This window comes from Nocardia sp. 852002-51101_SCH5132738 (assembly GCF_001665695.1).
Lineage (GTDB): Bacteria > Actinomycetota > Actinomycetes > Mycobacteriales > Mycobacteriaceae > Nocardia > Nocardia nova.
Genome location: NZ_LZML01000104.1, coordinates 1 through 18,434, shown reverse-complemented (window position 1 = coordinate 18,434; position 18,434 = coordinate 1). Strand labels below are relative to the sequence as shown.

The 18,434-nt window shown below is 65.3% G+C and carries 13 protein-coding genes and 2 tRNA genes; 10 read left to right on the top strand and 5 right to left on the bottom strand.

From position 1 onward, the window contains the following. Positions 1-43 precede the first annotated feature (43 nt). The 5 genes from A5789_RS14270 (at position 44) to A5789_RS14250 (ending at position 3,740) form a co-directional block, all read left to right on the top strand. Positions 44-1,018: a DUF3566 domain-containing protein gene (locus tag A5789_RS14270; protein WP_063015274.1), complete on the top strand. Its 975-nt coding sequence runs from the start codon at positions 44-46 to the stop codon at positions 1,016-1,018. 152 nt (positions 1,019-1,170) lie between these two features. Next, positions 1,171-1,244: transfer RNA gene (locus A5789_RS14265), tRNA-Ile, on the top strand. Between the two features lie 33 nt (positions 1,245-1,277). Next, positions 1,278-1,353: transfer RNA gene (locus A5789_RS14260), tRNA-Ala, on the top strand. Positions 1,354-1,489: 136 nt separating this feature from the next. Further along, the gene (locus A5789_RS14255; RefSeq protein WP_155525726.1) at positions 1,490-2,734 is read left to right on the top strand and encodes a site-specific integrase; all 1,245 of its coding nucleotides are present in this window, start codon (positions 1,490-1,492) and stop codon (positions 2,732-2,734) included. 70 nt (positions 2,735-2,804) lie between these two features. After that, a complete protein-coding gene (locus tag A5789_RS14250; protein ID WP_064902020.1) occupies positions 2,805-3,740 on the top strand; it encodes a hypothetical protein in 936 nt (311 codons plus the stop codon). Between the two features lie 659 nt (positions 3,741-4,399). Here A5789_RS14250 and A5789_RS14245 read toward each other — a convergent pair. Then, on the bottom strand, positions 4,400-6,166 hold the full coding sequence (locus tag A5789_RS14245) for a hypothetical protein (RefSeq protein WP_064902021.1): 1,767 nt from the start codon (positions 6,164-6,166) through the stop codon (positions 4,400-4,402). A 130-nt stretch (positions 6,167-6,296) separates the two neighbouring features. On the opposite strand from A5789_RS14245, the gene A5789_RS36585 reads away from it, so the two are divergent. Together A5789_RS36585 and A5789_RS14240 are read left to right on the top strand one after the other, a co-directional pair. Then, a complete protein-coding gene (locus A5789_RS36585) occupies positions 6,297-6,488 on the top strand; it encodes a hypothetical protein (protein ID WP_155525727.1) in 192 nt (63 codons plus the stop codon). 555 nt (positions 6,489-7,043) lie between these two features. Then, entirely contained in the window at positions 7,044-9,128 is a 2,085-nt protein-coding gene (locus tag A5789_RS14240) for a UvrD-helicase domain-containing protein (RefSeq protein WP_231953300.1), read from the top strand. A 97-nt stretch (positions 9,129-9,225) separates the two neighbouring features. On the opposite strand, the gene A5789_RS14235 is transcribed toward A5789_RS14240, so the two are convergent. After that, on the bottom strand, positions 9,226-13,305 hold the full coding sequence (locus tag A5789_RS14235; protein WP_156747561.1) for a hypothetical protein: 4,080 nt from the start codon (positions 13,303-13,305) through the stop codon (positions 9,226-9,228). Positions 13,306-13,967: 662 nt separating this feature from the next. On the opposite strand from A5789_RS14235, the gene A5789_RS14230 reads away from it, so the two are divergent. Next, positions 13,968-14,816, top strand: a complete 849-nt coding sequence (locus A5789_RS14230; protein ID WP_064902024.1) for a TIGR02391 family protein — start codon at positions 13,968-13,970, stop codon at positions 14,814-14,816. A gap of 92 nt (positions 14,817-14,908) precedes the next feature. On the opposite strand, the gene A5789_RS14225 is transcribed toward A5789_RS14230, so the two are convergent. Beyond that, entirely contained in the window at positions 14,909-15,343 is a 435-nt protein-coding gene (locus A5789_RS14225; RefSeq protein WP_064902025.1) for a hypothetical protein, read from the bottom strand. A 436-nt stretch (positions 15,344-15,779) separates the two neighbouring features. On the opposite strand from A5789_RS14225, the gene A5789_RS14220 reads away from it, so the two are divergent. Together A5789_RS14220 and A5789_RS14215 are read left to right on the top strand one after the other, a co-directional pair. After that, positions 15,780-16,094, top strand: coding sequence for a hypothetical protein (locus A5789_RS14220; RefSeq protein WP_156747562.1), 315 nt, complete (start codon positions 15,780-15,782; stop codon positions 16,092-16,094). Next, positions 16,091-17,011 carry a hypothetical protein gene (locus tag A5789_RS14215; protein WP_156747563.1) on the top strand — a complete coding sequence of 307 codons (921 nt, stop codon included), beginning with the start codon at positions 16,091-16,093 and terminating at the stop codon, positions 17,009-17,011. Before A5789_RS14220 ends, A5789_RS14215 begins: the two co-directional genes overlap by 4 nt. 252 nt (positions 17,012-17,263) lie before the next feature. On the opposite strand, the gene A5789_RS36580 is transcribed toward A5789_RS14215, so the two are convergent. Both A5789_RS36580 and A5789_RS14205 read right to left on the bottom strand, forming a co-directional pair. Beyond that, positions 17,264-17,806 (bottom strand): hypothetical protein, encoded by a 543-nt coding sequence (locus A5789_RS36580; protein ID WP_064902028.1) that lies wholly within the window; start codon positions 17,804-17,806, stop codon positions 17,264-17,266. 141 nt (positions 17,807-17,947) lie between these two features. Next, on the bottom strand, positions 17,948-18,434 hold a 487-nt coding region (locus tag A5789_RS14205), incomplete at its 5' end, for a peptide deformylase (RefSeq protein WP_064927256.1).

The window sequence follows — 18,434 nt, the reverse complement described above, 5'->3', positions numbered from 1 at the left end:
TCTCCACAAGCAGCGGCGCCACGACGGATCGAAGGATTCTGCATTGACCACTCCGAATCAGCCGAACGACGAGCGAAACCACGCCAACGGTGTGACCGAGCGGATCGCACCGTCACCGATTCCGCCGCGGCCGGCGCCGCGGTCCGGGTCGTCGGCCGACAACGGCTCGGGTAGTTCGTCCGCAAACCCCGAGTCGCAGGGCGATTCCGCGAAATCCGGCGCTGCGGCGCCGGAGGCCGCCGAGGCCGGTGAGGGTCGTGGTGGTTCTCGCTTCGAGGAGGGTTGGTCGCAGCTGCCGCAGCGGGAGCCGCAGTCGAATCTGAATCGCCCCGGCCAGGCTCCCGTGCAGGGCCGGGCGAACCCCCAGACCGGACTCGGCGGCGGGGTTAAGAACGCCCGTACCACCACCGACCTCGCGGCCAAGGCGGCGCGCAAGGAAGCGGCGATGGTGAAATCCGTCGGCATCGACGGACCGACCCGCAGCATCGCCCGTCCGGAACTGATCAAGGATCTGCCCGATCTGTCGGATCTGCGGCATCCGCTGCCGCAGGCGGACGCCGGTGCGGCACAGTCGGTTCCGATGGCGGTGAAGACCGCGGCGCCGACCGTCTCGCCGGCCGCGCAGGCGGCGGTCGCCCAGGCGGTGACCAGCGGTGAGCCGTTGCGCGCGACCGTGCAGGTGCGCCATATCGACCCGTGGTCGACGTTGAAGGTTTCGCTGGTGATCAGCGTCGCCATGTTCTTCGTGTGGATGCTGGCCGTCGGATTCCTCTACATCGTGCTCTCCGGCATGGGTGTGTGGGACCGCCTGAACAGCACCTTCACCGACATGGTGAACGACAACAACTCCTCGGCGACGACGATCATCGACGCCGGCAGCGTATTCGGATACGCGGCCGTCATCGGCCTGATCAACGTGGTGCTGTTCACCGCGCTCTCGACGGTGGGTGTCTTCATCTACAACCAGTGCACCGATCTGGTGGGCGGCGTGCAGGTGACGCTGGCCGATCCGGACTGACGCTCCGCGACGAACGGCCGGCCGGTTCTCACCGGACTGGCCGTTCGTGCTTTATGGGTGCTTTGACCAGGCGTTTTGGAGAGCAATCGGGGGGTTGTGTAGTCTCTACCGAGTCAGTCACGACAGCATGTCGAGTCGAGACGAAACACTACGGGCCTATAGCTCAGGCGGTTAGAGCGCTTCGCTGATAACGAAGAGGTCGGAGGTTCAAGTCCTCCTAGGCCCACATTCGCATACCTGGTCGTCGACGACGGCCGAGGGGGCCTTAGCTCAATTGGCAGAGCACTGCCTTTGCAAGGCAGGGGTTAGGGGTTCGATTCCCCTAGGCTCCACCACACAGACTGGCCGCTCAGGGCGCGGAAACGTATCCTGAGCGTGCATGGCGTCAGCATCTGGCGTCAGCAGCCGGTTACCAGCGGTCGGTAACAGGACATCTCACGAGATGTCGCCTGGAACCGACCGGAGGTGACAATGCCGACCCCTCGACCCCGTCCTCGTGCGGACGGGACCGTCGCGTGGCAGGTGCCGTTCAACATCTACATCGATGGCCGCAGGCGCCAGAGTTCGGAGACCTTCGACGACCCCGCCGAGGCGACGCGCTGGGCCGCGCTGCTCGAGCGCGTGGGCGCCGAGGAAGCGCTGAAGATCCTCGACGTCCAGCGCGGGACCGACGTCGAGTACCTGACCCTGACCGAGTGGCTGCGCCGCTACGCCGACACGCTGACCGGGATCGAACCAGAGACCCGCAAGCGCTATCACCGCTATATCGACCGCGACATCGCCGATTTCATGGGCTATCTGCCTCTCGGCGCGATCACGGCCGAGACCGACAAGTCCTGGGTGGTGCACCTGGAAGAGGAAGTCGGCAACAAACCCAAGACCATCGCGAACAAGCACGGATTTCTCTCGGCGGCGATGAGCGCGGCCGCCGCGGTGCGCCCGACCCCGCTGATCGCCTACAACCCGTGCGCCGACACCCGGCTGCCCCGCAACGACGCCCCCGAACCCGACTACTTCGACGACGCCGAATGGGAGCTGTTCGAACAGCTGATGCCGCCGCGCTGGCGCGCGCACGCGGAATTCGGCCTGATGTCGATGGCCCGGCCCAGCGAGGTCACCGCTCTGCGCGTCGGCGACATCAATCCCCGCACCGGCGCGGTGCGCATCACCAAGGCGTGGAAATGGGCCGGCGGCGCGCTCAAGCTCGGCAAACCCAAGTCCAGCCGGGGAATCCGCACCGTCAACGTGCCCCTGGAAACCCTCGACCGGCTCGACCTGAACCGCCCGCGCGACGAGCTGCTGTTCCACACCGCCACCGGAAACCCGATCAGCGTCACCTACTTCTACAAGAAGGCGTGGCTGCCCGCCCTGAGTCGGCTGCAAGCACTCGATGAACGCAACTTCCGGCCGTTCAACCCCGCCACCGGATGGAAGGGCGCCGATCCGCACGAGCTGCTCGAGCGGTTCGACGACGCGGTCACCGGCCTGCTCGGCAAGCGCCTGACCCCCTACACACTGCGCCACACCGGCATCTCCTGGAAGCTGCAAGACGGTGTGCCGCTGTTCGTGGTCTCCCGCGACGCCGGACACGAGTCGGTCAACACCACCGACAAACGCTACGGCCACATCGACCGCCGCGCCAGCGAATCCGCCGCCGACGTCATCCGGCTGCATCTGCCCCGCGTGCGCAACGGCGGACTGCGCCCCGTCGCCTGACCAGCCGCACACCGCAATTCATTTCATCGCCGCGACGGTCATGGAATGTAATGAAACGAAATGGAATTCAATGCCACAACCCATTGATCTCCACTCCCGGACACGCAGCACGCGAAGCGAATGCGGCTATCCCGGCTGCACGGCCGAGCCCGAGGCGGCGACCCGGCGTCCGGGGCGCCCCTTCGCCTACTGCGCCGACCCGAACCACAACGCGCAGACGGCGTTGCGCGCTAAACGCAAACACGCCCAGCAGCAGACCCGCGAACCCGCCGCACCCAGTCTGCGGCCGGTCACCGACGGCGCGATCACGGTCGCTGGTTTGCTGAGCGAGGCTGCGCGTCTGCGCGACGAGTTGTCCGCGATCGTCAGCGACAGCGCCGACTTGCTGGCCACCATCACCGGCGCCGAGGCGATCGATCGCGAAATCGCCGAGATCCGCCGTGAGGCGGCGGTCAAGATCGCCGTTGCCGAGCAGGCGCAATCGGCCGCCGAGCGGGCGCTGGCGGAGATGACGGCTCAGCGGGACCGAGCCGCTGAATTGGAAACACTGGCGCTGCAAGCCGCCGACGAGGCGGCCGTCGAAGTCACCGAGGCCCGCCGCGCCGCCGACCAAGCCCGCACCGACGCCGAGGCAAGAATCGCTGCGGCGGAGAAGGATCGCGACAGCGTCTACACCGAGGCCGAGCAAGCACTGACCAGGATGCGAGACGAGCATGACGCCGCACGCACGGCACAAGCGCGCGCCGAAGCCGAAGCAGATGTCATCCGGCGTCAAGCCGAGGCCACGTCCGCGGAGAACGTCACCCTGCGGCGGCAACTCGACGAACAGGCCGACGCACACCGCCAGCAGATCGAGGCGCGCGAGCGCGAGCACTCGCGCGCCATCGCCGCCGCTCACGCCATGGCCGACCGCGCCGCACGCGAACAACGCCGACAGCTCGACTCGATCCTGCGGACCCACGCGCCGACCGGGCTCGTCGCCGACGAGGCCGACCCGGCAACGTAAGAAGGCGAACGGCGGTTGTGCACAACCTGTGCACAACCGCATTTGTCGTCGCAGCAGTTATCCCCAGCGGCCGGTTTGCGCACAGGGCTGTGATGTGTCGGTGGTATGTGCTAACGCGCGAATTACCATGCTGAACAGCGCTTTCCCGGTTAGTGCGACGGCGAACACGACTCGCGTGCGCAGAAGTGACACGTCGGAGGTCTCGCATAGAGTGCGGCGTACCGGAACCGCCCAGAACCATCGGCAGGCCGGAAACCAGCGGACCCCGCCTGAGGCAACAGGCGGGGCCGCACAACACCTATCCGCTCTGCGACACGAAAGGGCTGGGCGAACATGAGCCTAACTCCCACCTCCGACCATCCCCGACTGGAGCCATCGGACCCCAGACCGCCCGAGATCCACCCGCTCCTGGCCCTCTCGCTGGCAGTCAGTCTCGCTACCGGGACCGGGCTGCTGACGGGCTGGTCGGAGGCGGTAACAGTGCTGGTCTCCTGCCTTGGTGTCCTCGCAGGAAGGCCCCGGCGCAACAACTAGCCCAGTCGACCCGTTGGGATTCGACCTCCGCGATACGCTCGGTTAGATTGGCGCCGGATCTCTTCCAGGCGATCTCGACGGTCAGGTCGCCCTCAGGAGGGGGCCATGACACAGGTGCGGTCGTCCTAGACATCGACGTTGCTGCGATCATCGCCGGGGCGCTCGTCGGCCGGCAACCGGTTCTGGCGAGGTTGAGTGATTCCATCGAGCTGCCACAGTGTTTCGAGCTGATCGTCGAGCCGGTCGGGCGGTAGTTCGGCGGAGGCGATGAAGAAGAAAGGATCGCGCCCTGGCTGAAAATCGACGCTGACGCTATCGCCCTCACCGGCATCCAGCGCAGCGAGAACCGTGGTCGTGTCTACTGTCGTCGCTGCGGGGTGGAACACCCACGCCGGCCCGATCGGCAGGACCCGGTTGCCGAGAGATACAGTGTAGTCAAACTTGAAGGCTACCGGCACTTTTCCTGATTCCAGCAGTGCCCGCAGCTTCCCATAGTCCTCCCTCGGCACTGTTGCGGTCACAGTGCCGGCCTCGGGTGAGGCAACTATGCCGCCCTCGATCACGATGCGCGCGACGCGGAAGGCCACACGATCGTCCTCGGAGATCGTGTCCGGAAAGGCGAAACGCTGCTGGCAATGCTGTTGCACGATGTCGAGGTCGGTCGCGAACTCCTCCAGCCTGAGTTCCTGTTCGTCGGCCGGCAGGTTGGCGTCGCTTCGGACCGACAGCGCGAAGTCCCCATTTATGAAGACTTCGAGTCGGCGTGCGGCGCGCATCTGGCGCACGAAGGCCAGGACCTCGGCGACGACCCGTGGCCGGGCACGATAGATCCCGTGCGATACGTTCGCTTCGGGTGGGACCACTTGCTGCTCGGCGGTCCTGGCAAAGGTGAGTTCCACCGTTAGCCGCTGATCGTAGAAGGTCGTTTTCACCGACATGCCGTGCGGTCCTGATCCCAAATTGGTGATGCGACCTTCATGGGAGGCGACGAGGGTGTCGTCCCCATCGAGGAAACGCAGCTCCAGCGGGAGGCCCACTCCTGGAGCCGCAGGGCCGCGCCCTATGACGACGTAACCCGAATCAAACCGTTGCGCAATCGGCGCCGGCCCGGCGATCTCGATATCCTGCACGACCTCGGGCGGAAGTTCGACTGTATCCGCAGTGCCGAACCCCAGCTTGCGCCGGAACCGCTGTTCCAGCTGGGCATGTTCGGGTCCGAATCGAGGTTGGAACCTCAGAGACACTGGGCTGGAGAGGTGGGCGCCTGGATGTTGGGCTCGCAACACTTGCGAGACCGTGTTACCGACCCGGTGGAAGTCGAAGGTCCAGTCCAGATCTGCCGAATCTGCCAGCTCACCGAGAGCGCCGACCCGTGCGCCGAGATCGGCGGGGCCCAGCAGACTGCTGCGCTCACGGTCGTAGAGTTGCGCATCTTCACGCAGTTGGCTGGTTACGTTCCGCTGTGCCCACTTGTCGACCTCAGGGAAGTCAATGAGCAAGTCGTCTAGTTCCAGCCGACCAATGATTCGCCAGTGCCGCGGCGCGTCAGCCGTCTTCCCGAGTCCACCGACGAATGTCCGCTCAGAGGGAATCACATTGTTCGGCACCACCAGGACCCACTCGTAGGGTTTGTCCTTGAGCATCGAGTCGTACGAGCGCCGGATCTGTTTTCGTCGTGTTTGCGCGAACCCGCCACTGAAGCCTTCTGGAAAGTACTTCAGCTGAAAGATACGCAGCCGGCTGCCTTGGCGCACTTCGATATCGATGCCACCATCACCACCGCGACCGTTCACCGCAATCACGCTGTCCGCGTCGCGGTATCGGCGTTTGATCAGCACCTCGACAATGCGGTCGAACCACGACTGCCCAATCCGATCCCAGTCGACGCTCACTGGCCGTCGGTCCTTTCCCAGTCCTCGGCAGATTCGGAGTCGGGCCGGCGGTGCCCGAGAACACCGCCGTACGTGGCTGACGAATCTTCAACGTAGGCCGTCGCAGGGGATTGCCAGCGACGAGGCCGCGGTGTTGAACCTGCTGCTCATGATCCTTCCAGTGTGCACCGATACCGACCGAATCGACGCGAGGATCGTCGGCGATGCCATTTTGGGCGCTGGCGGTGATAGCGGCAGCGCCGGCTGTGCCCGTGCCGACGGCGGCAGGCCGGGTTTTGACCCAGAACGTCTCTGGTGTCTTCACATGCGCTTCGTGGCATAGCTGCCCGTAACTCGTTGTGCTCAACTGTATTTCACGTAGAAGTCGACCCGGCAGTGTGTCGGCGATACTCCGTGGAAGCGGATGCCGCTGTAGGTTCGGCCGGATACCGTGTGAGCAGCGCGACAGATTGATGTGGCGGATGGGGCCGTCGTAGCGAGGAAGGGGCGCGCGGTGGAGGAAGGCTCGGTCTCAGAGCTCGCCGTGTTGTGGGGAATTGCGGATTGCACGTTGGCGGTGCCACGGTTCGGTGAGCCGGGCTGGTCGTATGAGGAGACACTGCTACTGGCGTGTCCGAAGGGGCATTCGACGGTTCATGTTGCGCGAAAGCCGTTCGAGTACAACGGGAAGCAGCTGCGCTACGTCGCGTTGATCTGTCCCGATTGTGCCCACGCGTACGAGATGCGGGACTTCGCGTTCACGTCCTACGCTCAAGTGCGAAATGCGTCTTCAGGACGCGGGCCCCGGCCACAGCTGGTGAACGCCTCTCGTTCCCGGACCACTTCACCCGCGAACCGATCGCGGCGGAAGTATGAGCCAACGCACGAGCAGCAAGCGGTGATCGAAGCTGCCAGGGCTGGAAAGCATCTTGTTGTGCAGGCCGGCGCCGGTGCGGGGAAGACCAGCACGCTGGAGTTGGTGGGTCACGCGTTGGCGGGCCAGAAGGTCGCCTACATCGCCTACAACAGGGTCACCAAGGACGAGGCGAGCCGCCGATTCCCCTCCCATGTCCGCTGCGCCACCGCGCACGGATTGGCCCGCCGGTTTCTGCAGCGCTACCGACATCGACTCGACAACACGCAGCGACAACGGGCCGAGGACCAAGCCAGGATCCTGGGCATCAACCAGGGTGTCGGGCTCACGAAAACCGCGTTGTTCCCCCGCGACCTGGCGCGGATGGCGATGGAAACAGTGACCCTCTACTGCCACTCCCACGACACCGAGATCGGACCCCAGCACCTCCCACGGCAAGTCGGTATCACCGACGACGAACTGGCCTACCTGGCAGAGACCGTGCTGCCCTTCGCGTGCCGCGCGTGGGCGGATCTCCGAAGTACCGACGGCCAGTTGAAATTCGAGCACGACCACTATTTCAAGATGTGGGCTCTGTCCGGGCCGCGTTTGCCATTCGATGTGATCATGCTCGATGAGGCGCAGGACACCAACCCGGCCTTGGCGGCGGTCATCGCCGCCCAAAGTTCCCAGCAGATTCTGGTGGGCGATTCCAACCAGCAGCTGTACTCCTGGCGCGGAGCGGTAGATGCCTTGGAGAACTGGCACGCCGAGGAGCGCCTGAACCTTTGTCAATCGTGGCGCTTCGGTGAGGCCATCGCCGCCGAAGCCAACCTGTGGCTGGGCCTCATCGGTACCGATATGCGGCTCATCGGCAATCCGGGCCTTAACTCCACGGTGGGGCGTGTCCATCGCCCCCACGCGGTGTTGTGCAGAACCAACGCCGAGGCCGTGAGGCAGGTGATGGAAGTGCTGCGGGAGGGGCGCCGACCCGCGCTGGTCGGGGGCGGTGAGGCAATCAAGCGGCTGGCCGAAGCAGCGCAGCAACTTCAACGCGGCAAACAGCCCAGCCATCGTGAACTGTTCGCGTTTCGCAGCTGGGCAGAGTTGCAGGACTACGTCGACAACGACCACGGCGGGCGGGACCTGCGGCCGCTGGTCGACCTCATCGACGAACACGGCGTGGAGACAATTCTCGATACCGTCGATCACCTGGCGCACAGCGAAGACGACGCCGACATCGTGGTCTCCACCGCACACAGAAGCAAAGGGCGGGAATGGGATACGGTCACCATCGCCGACGATTTCGCTGAACCAGCACCCGACAATACCGGCCGTCCAGGGCCCCTCCCTCCCGCCGATGCCATGCTCGCCTACGTCGCTGTCACGCGCGCCAGGCAACGGCTTGATCCTGCCGGCCTCGACTGGATCTTCGACTACCTCAAACAAATCTCCAACCAGCGAAGCGGCACCTCGCCATCGCATCCGGGCTACACAACCGCATCGGTGGGCGGGCGCGGACCGACAGCCTCGGAGCCTCCCGGCCGCGTGATCGATACACGGCTGGCCTACAGTGAGCCGGTTGATCGTGACTTGGCGAGGCATGTCCAGCGCTACGCCGGGCCGGTCATCGACCGTACCGAGGTAGCTGATCTATCGGGAAACACCGGCGGCCACAGCATTTTGGTCTGTAACCATGCCAGCACCGACCTGCTCACCCTTGTCACTACTGGCCTGCGTTTCATCCTCCCGGCGCCCGATACCGAAGTGGCGCTGTCGATCTGTGCTGATCAAACCGACCTCGGGCGGGAGTTGCTCGCCACGGTCGCCTTGTCGTTCATCGTTCGATCCGCTGTCCCTGACCTCGGAGACTGGGTCGTCAGCCGCGAATCCATCCTCGACGAGACCTGGGTTCGTGGCGTGCTCGTTGCTCATCACCCCACCTTCGGACCAGGATTCAGCACAGTTCGCGATGCTGCCGGCGATCCGTCGATCAATCTGTGGACCTTGCTGCCCCTTGTCGGGACCGAAGCAGAACAAGTCACACGATTCGGACCAGATGTTCTCGTGGAGCACTGGCAGCGCAGATATACGAAGACAGCCGACTTGACGCGTGGCCGGGTGACATAGCTGGAAAGGCTTCTGCGGTTTACGAACAACGTGGCGGGTCTGTGCTGGCTGCGCAGACGTGGATGGGGATAGCTGGTTGGATGGTGGCAGGTGTTGGTCAGGAGTGATCGAGCCAGTAGCGGTGCGTTCCGGTTTCGTCGAAGCCGTTGCGTTCGTGGAACGGTGTGGTCTCCCACGCGATGCGGTAGCCCTGCTGGGAGATGCGGGCGCGGAGGCCGTCGCTGATCGCAACGAACGGCAGCATGTGGGTGTCGGCAACGGTCTGCTGTTGGAGAACGTTGCCGTGGGGGTCGGTGCAGGTGATCTGTCTGCCGGTCCATGTGAGATCGAGCAGAGCGCGGAACTGCGCGGTCGGCACGATCAGCATGAACCGATCCGGCTGCGGTCCTGGGTTGAAGTAGTAGCAGGTCGTGGCGATTACTTTCGTGTCCGCATCGGTCGGGGGTGGACATGTCATGGCCTGGGCGAGGGTGTCCCATTGGGCGGCGGCGAAGTCCCCTGCGGTAGCTGGAAGCGGCAGTGAGCTCGACTTCCCGGTTGCGGAGTGGACGAGCCAGGAACGCAGTCGTACCTGAGTGGTGTTTCGTGTTCGTGTGAGTGCGGGCCGAATTTGGCTGGCGGTGGGGGTGTCGGGTGCTGAGTTGATGAGCTGCCCCAGGTTGACCGGTGGACTGTATGCGCGGTTCTCGATGACGAATTCACCTGCCAGAATCCACCATCGGCTGCCGTCGGGCTCGATGAATGAAAAGTCGGCGCCGTTGATGGTGTCGTGGCAGCCGGTCGGGTCGTACACCGCGGCGGGAATGGGGAGTTTGCCGGCGTCGCGGCGGTCGATCGACCCGGCGGCATACAGCGGCACTTCCAGATCGATGGTGGGGTCGGGCAACTCGTCGTAGCCGTCGTCAGGAGCCAGCCAACGCCCGCTGCCCGCCGGTGGCGGCTCCCAGCGACCGTTGATGCGGTGCAGCTGGTCGTGGTAGCGGTGTCGTGCGGAGAGTTCGGCCAGCCACATCTGCATGGCCTGGTCGTTGAGCTTTTTCCGCACGCTCACCGATTGATGCCGTAACCGCAGGCGGTCACGGTGGGGGATCGCGTGCTGTGCAGCGGCTTCGGCGAGCAGCTGCGCAGCTCGGTCAATCTGTTCGTCGAGACCGGTTGTGCTGTCATCGGCGAATCGTTGATGCAGCTCACGCAACGGCCCGATCTCGATGTGATCGCTGTGGGCGCCGACACGGCGATGGCGCCAGCGGACGCGGGAGGCGCTGGCGTACGTGCATGTCAGCTCATGCAGCGTGGGCGGGCACAGTGTCGTGTCGAGGACCTGGTCGGCGGCGTGGAGGGCGCGGTAGAGCGCGACGTGCAGTCGCAGATGCATCGTCAGGCTTCCCGCAGTCGCGTGGCGGGTGCGGAATTGATCGTGGGCTGCCAGGGCGAGGGTTTCGGCGGTGGGTGTGGCGGTGGCGCGGGTGATCGCGCCGTACACCGCGTTCCACACCCCGGCGTAGATGTCGACGTCGCCGCAAGCGTGGGCGTGAACGAGCAGGCCAGCGGCGAGATGGGGTTGTGCGGCGAGCACGGCGGCCAGGGTGCGGGTGGCCGAGGCGGCGGTTTCCCCTGGTGGCAGCGCAAGCCACCACATGAGCATGCGCGCGAGTTCGCCGGCGTGCGCCGGGTCCAGCGTGTTGGTGTCGGCGCGGCGGTTGATCCACAGAAGGATTGCCGCGAGGTCGCTGTCTTCCTCTTCTCCCGCATCGAAGGTGGCGATCGCGTGGAGTACCTCGATCCATTGCTGTGCGCGTTGAGCCGGTGGCGTGCGTGTCAGTTCCTCATCGATGAACCGCGCACCGAGCGGATGGCCGGCGGTCACCGAGTTGTGGATGGCGAACATCCAGATCGCCAGTCTGCGGGCCGGCACGGCCAGCATCTTGCGCGCGAGCGTCACGGTCGTGGGCGACACGGTGCTGATCGAGCGGCCTTGCAGCGACAGGATGAACGCTTCGGGCATACCCGCACGCCACGTCCAGGCAGGGCCACGCAGAACTTCGTGACCGGAATGTGCCGGTGACAATTCGGCCATCGCCAACGTGATCGGATCCGGGTCTGTCCATTTCCTGCGGGCACGCCGCCGCGGCGCGGAGGGAGCATGCCGGCGCCGGGCATCGAGTAACGCTTGAGCGTGCCGGAATTCGGCGATTCGTCGCAGCCCGTATTCGAGGCGGCCTTCGGTGTCGACGAGCACGCCCTCATAGCAAAGGAAGTCGACGGCGCGGTCGACCTCGGCGCTGGACAACCCGTCGGCGTTGCGGCGGATCTGCTCACGAGTGACTGCCTGGCCGGGACGGCTGTCGAGGTGGCGAAGAACTACCTGTAGTTCCCCGCGGTCATACATCGCCGGCGAATGCGAGGGGCGTTGCGCGGCAAAGTCTCGGGACAGCAAGGCGATCCAGCTGGCGAATAGGTCCCCGAGAGCGATCGGCGCCACGGTGTCGGCGTTGCTGCCGCTGTGGACGCGGGCGAACATCCGCAAGACGAGCGGACGCCGGTAGTCCGGAATCGTCCATGGTGCGGCGACCGGGGGCAAGGCGAAGGATCGCCGCAGGATCTGCCATGCATGTGCGGGGTCGACACCGCGGTGGGGGTAGATCGCCCACGGCGATTGCCGGGCGTTGGGTGGCGATGTCGGGGTGCCCTCGTCATTGCGTCGTGTCGCGATGAGGGTGATTTCCGGGCAGGGCGCGACTCGCGCTGCCAGTTCCGCGAGCTGGCTAGCCCAGTGCGCGGGGGCGGCTTCGTTGACGGCATCGATGATGATCACGGCTCGATGGCCGCTGGCTTCGGCGTGCAGACGTAGCCCGTCCAGAAATTCGCGGCCGCTGATTCCGGTGTCGACCGAGCGGGCGAGCTCTGTCAGCCACGAGCGAGTCGAGCCTCGCCACATCGTGCCGTTGACGAAGATGGTGGGCGCGCCCTGCTCGATGCGGTCGAGTGCGAACTGCGCCGCATGGTAAGTCTTGCCGGTTCCCCACCCGCCCTCGATGAGCACGACGCCGCACGCCTCGGCGCGCAACCGTCGCCGCAGAGACGCGATCGCGCCCTGCACGCTGTCCAACCGGCGTCGAACATCGAAGATGCGGCGCCGGCGAGGCACTGCGACCGCTGACTGCGCGGACTCGTCGAGAGCGCTGCCGACCTCGTCACACCTGGCAGACAACTCATCGATCGCACCCAACAGTTCACTGGCCCATCCGATCTCGCGGGCCAGCGGCACCGCGCGGGTAGGGCGCGGTGTTCCGCCCACGGCCTCACAGGTGTCGAGGCGGTGGACCGCGTTGTCCCACAGGGTGCGGATCGCGGCATCGGAGCGCCGCTGTGCGGACTTGTCCCCGGAGACGTCGATGATGAAGGGGGAGCGCCATCCCTCTTCGACATCGGCGAGCAGGGTCCGCAGCTCCTGGATCTGCGTGTTCATTGCGTCGGGACAGGTGAGTTCGGCCAGCTCGGTTTCCAGCGCGGAGTGAAACCGCACCGCGCTCTGTTCGTCGTCGAGCCTGCCCATCGCCGAGAGCGCGCGGGCACGGACGACGGCGTGGATGTCGGTCAGGGTGTGCTGCATGGGCAGCAATGCCGGCGGCAGGCGCAGAACGTCGATCGCCAGCGCCGCGAATTCCGGGCGGCTGAGGTCATCGGCGAGCATCGAACCGTCGATGATCACCAATTCCACAGCACGCGCGGAGACCGAATCCGGTGCCCGGCGGGCCGCTGCAGCGAACAGCTCCGGTCGTCGATAGTAGATGTCGACGCCAGCGACGTCGACACGGTCACTGGCACGGCTCCACTGCGTCTCCGACAGGGACTCGACTGTGTAATACAAGATCCGGCCACACGGGAGACTGTCGGAAAGAATCTGTGTCACATCGGATTTCAGTTTGTCCGGCAGCCGGTCGGGCAGCGTGGTGGTGCACGCCACGACTGTCGTGGTCGCGCCGGGTGGCTGGAACGTGGCCGCGAACGAGGCCGCGTCGTCGTCGAGAGCGGTCCAGCGGCTGAAACCGTCGCGGCCGCGGTCTCCGCCCGCACTGACCGGCCCAACCGATTCGCTGAGGCTGGGATCGAAGCGTTGTCGCGCGTGCGCGACACACAAGCGCTCGAAATCATGGTGGCGGTTGGCCGACCTCAAATCCTTGATCGCCGACCTGAACGATGTCCTGAGCCGTTCCTGCGGCTCGGGTAGACGAGCTCGATCCACCGGTGTTTCTCTGGTCATCGCACCACTTCCCGGTGTGTCACCGATCGATGCAATTGAGGTCGAAGATGTTGTGCCGGAACCGGTCCCGGTTTGTGAAGCCTACAAGAGGGAGTGGCGGTTCGCCCGCGAACCAACGCTGGACTGCCCGCACCGTGGGTTTCGGGCGCGACGACACCAATGTCTACCTGACCGTTGACAAGCTCGCCCCCGAAGCGGGGCGTCCTGATCGAGGCACTCATCCAGCAACCAGCGCGATCGTTGCGGGCCCAGCCAGCCCGCAGGGGCGCGCGCTACCTATTTCCGGGCCAGCCGCCCAGTCAGCCCCGCAGCCTCAGGCGCCCCAACCATATGGTGCGTCAGCACGGCACGGCATCCGCACCCACGTGGCCCGCAACACCGCGATGATCGAACCGCCGAAGAGCCACCGCCAGCGGTGATCAGTGACCTGTTCGGTGCTTGCCTGACCACCGAATTTGGGGCGGATTTGTTCTTACAGCCCGATCGCTGTAGGTACCTCCTACGTGACGACTGACGGCGAAGTCGCCTGGAAGTCATAGGCTTCATACAACGAAAGAGGCAGGATCGAAGGCACTATGGACGCCTCACGAGATCCCGATTACCTACGCACCACGCAGGATGCGGTGCGCGAGTTTCGGAGCAAGTTCCGAGAGTTCCTCGCGCTGCACGTTCCAACGACCGAAGCCGGATTCGGTCGAGGGATACTTCCGGCTGTCACGCGGCGTGAAGGCGTCACTCCCGAGCAGGTAACCGAGATCGCGGAGCAGGTCGCCGAGGCTGCGGGCCGTGCTCGGCGGGCCGCGCTGCTTACCGAGGTCAGGTACAGCATTGAGGGCCAGAGTCGCCTCATTGACCCTATCGCTGCGTGGTCTTCGGTCACCCAGCCCAAACCTGTGTTGGAACCGGAGAACGTGCTGATCGCTTGCGGGCAGATCATCGGCTCACTCGATGAGATGATCGAGGCGGCCAAGATCGAGCAGCCGCGACCGGCCGGTCCCGCCGAGATGCACCCCACCGTCTGGGGTGCAGCTAGACCTCTGTGGGATGACGGTCACTATCGCGAGGCTGTGGCCGCGGCGGCGGAAGCCTTGGTCGACAAGGTAAAGACCCTCGTCAAACGGCGAGACATCGCAGAAACGTCGGTGTGGCAACACGCGTTCTCCAACTCCGCCGCTAAGCCAGGAGAAATCCGTCTCCGTTGGCCTGGCGAACCCGAGGACCGCGACGTGAAGTCGATGAATGACGGGCTCAGGTTGTTCGCACCTGGTGTCCAGATGACGATCCGAAACGGCGCAGCCCACTCGACGGAGAAGATGTCTGAGCAAGACGCGCTCGAACGGCTCGGCACCCTCAGTCTGCTCGCTGGATGGGTCGACACCTGCGAGCGGGTCGAAGCGCCGCAGCTCGAAACCGATCAGGCGTGAGGGCGCCTGCGGCAGCGATGGCACTGCAGAACCTCGAACCTGCCTCTGATTCGATCGGTGGAATGCGTTAACCCAGCGTTCCGGTTGTCGATCTAGATGTAGGGCCACCGGTCGGCGTCGCGGTGGGTGGCGCGTTGCAGCCGCGGATCCTCGGGCGGGTACAGCCACCGCACCGGGACCCGGAGGGTTTCCAGCGAGGGAATGTGAGCCGGGCGACCGGTGTGGTCGACCAGCACTCCGGTGACGCGGTAGCCCTGCCCGGTCGCCAGGCCGAGGGCGGCGGCCTGGCCGTTGGTGAGTTCGATGTCGGCGTGGGCGCGTTCGATCAGTCGCAGCCCCTCGACCGTGGCCGGATCGGCGTCGCAGTCGATGCTGGTGACGGTGAGCAGGAACCGGGCGCCGGCCAGCAGCCTGGCCACCCACATCGACGACCCGGGCCGCTCACGGTCGGGGTAGCGGGCGGCCGGTAATCGGTGAGGTACCAGCACCACGTAGGTCTGCCCGATACGCACGTCACGGGCACGCACACATCAGATTCGTCGCCGCCGCACATCCGGACGACGACACAGGGGCCACCGTGGGTCAGACATCTACGGCCGTACGCGCAGGCCCTGAAACTCCTACTTTTGTGTGTAACGCGCGCAGTTGTCACGTAAGCGCGGGAAGTTCCGCCCGAGTGGCCGAGTTCCCACCAGGACATTTACGCCGCCCGGGAGCCTCGAAACAAGACTGGTGCTTTTCGGGACGGACGGCGCTGCAAGCCCGCAGAAACGTGCCATGAGCAGCGCAAACCCCTATTGCGTTGCGCGCCAGCAGATTCAACTGCTACCGTCGGAAACGAGGGGACAGTTGTGTCCTCACCCCGACACCGAAGTGGTCGGGGTTTTTTTGTATCCGTCACCCACATCGATCCGAAGCCCTCAGCGCCAGCTGGGGGCTTTTTTTGTGCCCGAAGGAGCCCACGTGGAAGTCATCAAATCTCTTCTTGCCCAGGGTATTTGGCCGATGGTGGTCTTCACGGCCATGGTCGGCGTAGTCACGCTGATCGCGCTGATGCGCGCCGATCGGAAGGACATTCCCGAGATCTTCGCGTCGTTTGCCGCTGCCTTCGGTATCCACCGCCGCCGCAGTGCCGACGATCACGGCAGTGACGAGGAGGCACTCCCTGGCGGCCGTGACGACAGACCTATGCTGCCCGACGGACCGCCCGCCGATAACCTTGGCTCGCCGGCCGATGCCGGACCGACCGAGGGCGATTCGGCGGAGGAGACCCAGTGACACGGCGCCGCAGCCATCGTGACCCCACCCCAGAGCAATTCGACCGGGAAAGTTCCGAAGCGATCCGCCATTCGATCATTTCGACTCTGCTTGCCACGGTGCCCGGATGCGACGCCGACATCATGCGGCTCGTCTACGAAGGCCGAACGATCTTCCAGATCGCTATCGAGGATCTGCCGAACCTTCCGGTCTCGCGACTCATCGGCCTCGAGGGGGTCAAAGCGCTGTTCCACCAATCGCTGGCAGCCCTGGCCGAGCCAGAGAATCGGTGGATCGCCGACCTGATGACTCAGTCCTGGAGCGTCGAAAGGGTAGCCACGCCAGTCGTGGGCAACGTCTGCATCCGGGCCCGCGGCCCGCGCATGGATCAAACCCTGGAGTGGTGCGGGTGGCATCAGCAGTGGAATATTCTCCGGCAACGGCAGGACCACTGGGCCTGGGGGCTGTGCCCGGTATGCCGTTGCCGCCTGGAGCTGTCTGGTGGACGACCGCGAAAATTCTGCAGCGACCGCTGCCGCCAGGCAGGACGACGGACACGACAAACCACGGATGCTGTTGTCGGAGGGTGGATACCATCGCCTAGCCGCCCCCGGGACCGGCTTTTCGGCGCGCTGATCCTCGGCGCCTACGACGCCTCCGATGACCTGGTCCACACCGGGACCGTCAGTACCGGGTTCTCGCCCTCGCAGCGGCGAGAACTGCAGGCACAACTGGACGAAATCACCCAAGAAGCCAGCTCCTTCGCCGAGCCGCCGCAGTGGGCCGACGTGCCGGCGCACTGGGTCGAGCCCAGGCTGGTGGCCGCGGTGCACTACCACGGCATTTACCTCCAGGACATCGACCCCACGCTGCGATATACCCACTGGGGCGGTTTGCGCGTAGACCGGGACCCCATCGATGTCAGGCTGCCCCGCTGATCGGCTCCAGGAATATGGGTGCCTGCAGCCGGATCCGCAAACGAACTGTCGTTGGCGTCCGCGTGGTGAGCAGGCCACCGTTTACGCGCCAAGGTGCCTCGGCGGCCGGGAGACTGTCCGTGCCGTCGGGGTATCAACCCTCGGCGCCGTAGATGCTACGTGAGTATCGCGGTGGTGCCGATTCGTGACGAGTTGCTGTTGTTCAGGCGCGGCCGGCGAGTGCGGTGATGAGTCTGCGGGCCGAGGCGCGGGTCAGCCGCCGTACGGCCCGGCCAGTGGTTTCGGCTTCGCCGCGCGGGTTGATGTCGGTTCCTTTGACGGCTTTGGCGAATTCGGTGTCGAAGCGCTCGGGGTCGGTCTTGGCGGCCAGGGCCTCGAGGTATTTGATCTGCTTGGCGGTCGCCGGTGCGACTTTGGCCGCGGCAGAGCGTCCCGCAGCTTGGCGTAGTGGGCGTCACTGGCGGCCTTCTGCGTAGCCTGGGCTTCGGGGCTGCGGTCGACGACGCGGACCTGCTCGTACCAATCCTGAGTACCCGGCTTGCCGGTTACGGCCTCCCACAACGCGTTCGCGGTGAGCGTGCTCTCGTCCACGCCTTCGGTCAGGCCGGGCCCGGTCAAGGAGGTGAACCCGCTGTCGGAGCGCACGACGGTGAATCCGGCGGGCTCGGCGTGCGCGGTGATCCAGTCTTGGCCGCATTGGCAGTGGGTGCTGTGGTAGCGGTCCCATTTCGAGTGCAGCGCCTCGTACACCAGTTTGTCGCCGTAGTGGTAGGTATCGCGCGTGAATCCCGACATCGGCGCAGTCTGACATGCCCGCAGAGCAGGCGGGCGCTATTCGAGCCGAAAAGGCATGCAACGCAACAATTTACACAAGACTCTAGACTATAAATTCTAGAGATTAGAGTCTGGACTTCCGGTGTTCGCCCTCGGAATGTGTCACTGCTCGTAGGTCCAGTTCTGCCCGCTGAGCCGGTATTCCTCGACGGGGATCGGCTTGATGCCGGGGCGCATGCGGGCGGTGTACAACGCGCCGTCGAGATGGTCGAGTTCGTGGTACACCAGCCGGGCGAGGCCGTGGTGGTAGTCGGTGGTGACGAGTTCGCCGGTGAGCGTGGTGGTTTCGACTGTGATGTGCAGGGGCCGGGGTACCAGTCCGCGCACGTCGAAGAAGCTCAGGCAGCCTTCGTACTGTTCGTCGGTGTCGTCGGACTGGTCGATGACGCGGGGGTTGAGCAGCACGATCGCCGGGGCGTCCGGGTGGGCGGGACGGACCACGGCCGCGCAGCGGTCGATGCCGATCTGGGGTGCGGCGATGCCCATGCCCTTGGCGAAGGGGTGCACGCGGGCGACGCGTTCCATGGCGGCGAACAGGTCGTCGACGACACCGCCCGCGGTGTCGGCTTCGGCGGGCAGGGTGAACGGG

Coding starts and splice junctions, on each gene's coding strand:
- A5789_RS14255 (WP_155525726.1), top strand. CDS start 1,490: ATGCCGACCCCTCGACCCCGTCCTCGTGCGGACGGGACCGTCGCGTGG.
- A5789_RS14250 (WP_064902020.1), top strand. CDS start 2,805: ATGCCACAACCCATTGATCTCCACTCCCGGACACGCAGCACGCGAAGC.
- A5789_RS14230 (WP_064902024.1), top strand. CDS start 13,968: ATGGACGCCTCACGAGATCCCGATTACCTACGCACCACGCAGGATGCG.
- A5789_RS36580 (WP_064902028.1), bottom strand. CDS start 17,806: ATGTCGGGATTCACGCGCGATACCTACCACTACGGCGACAAACTGGTG.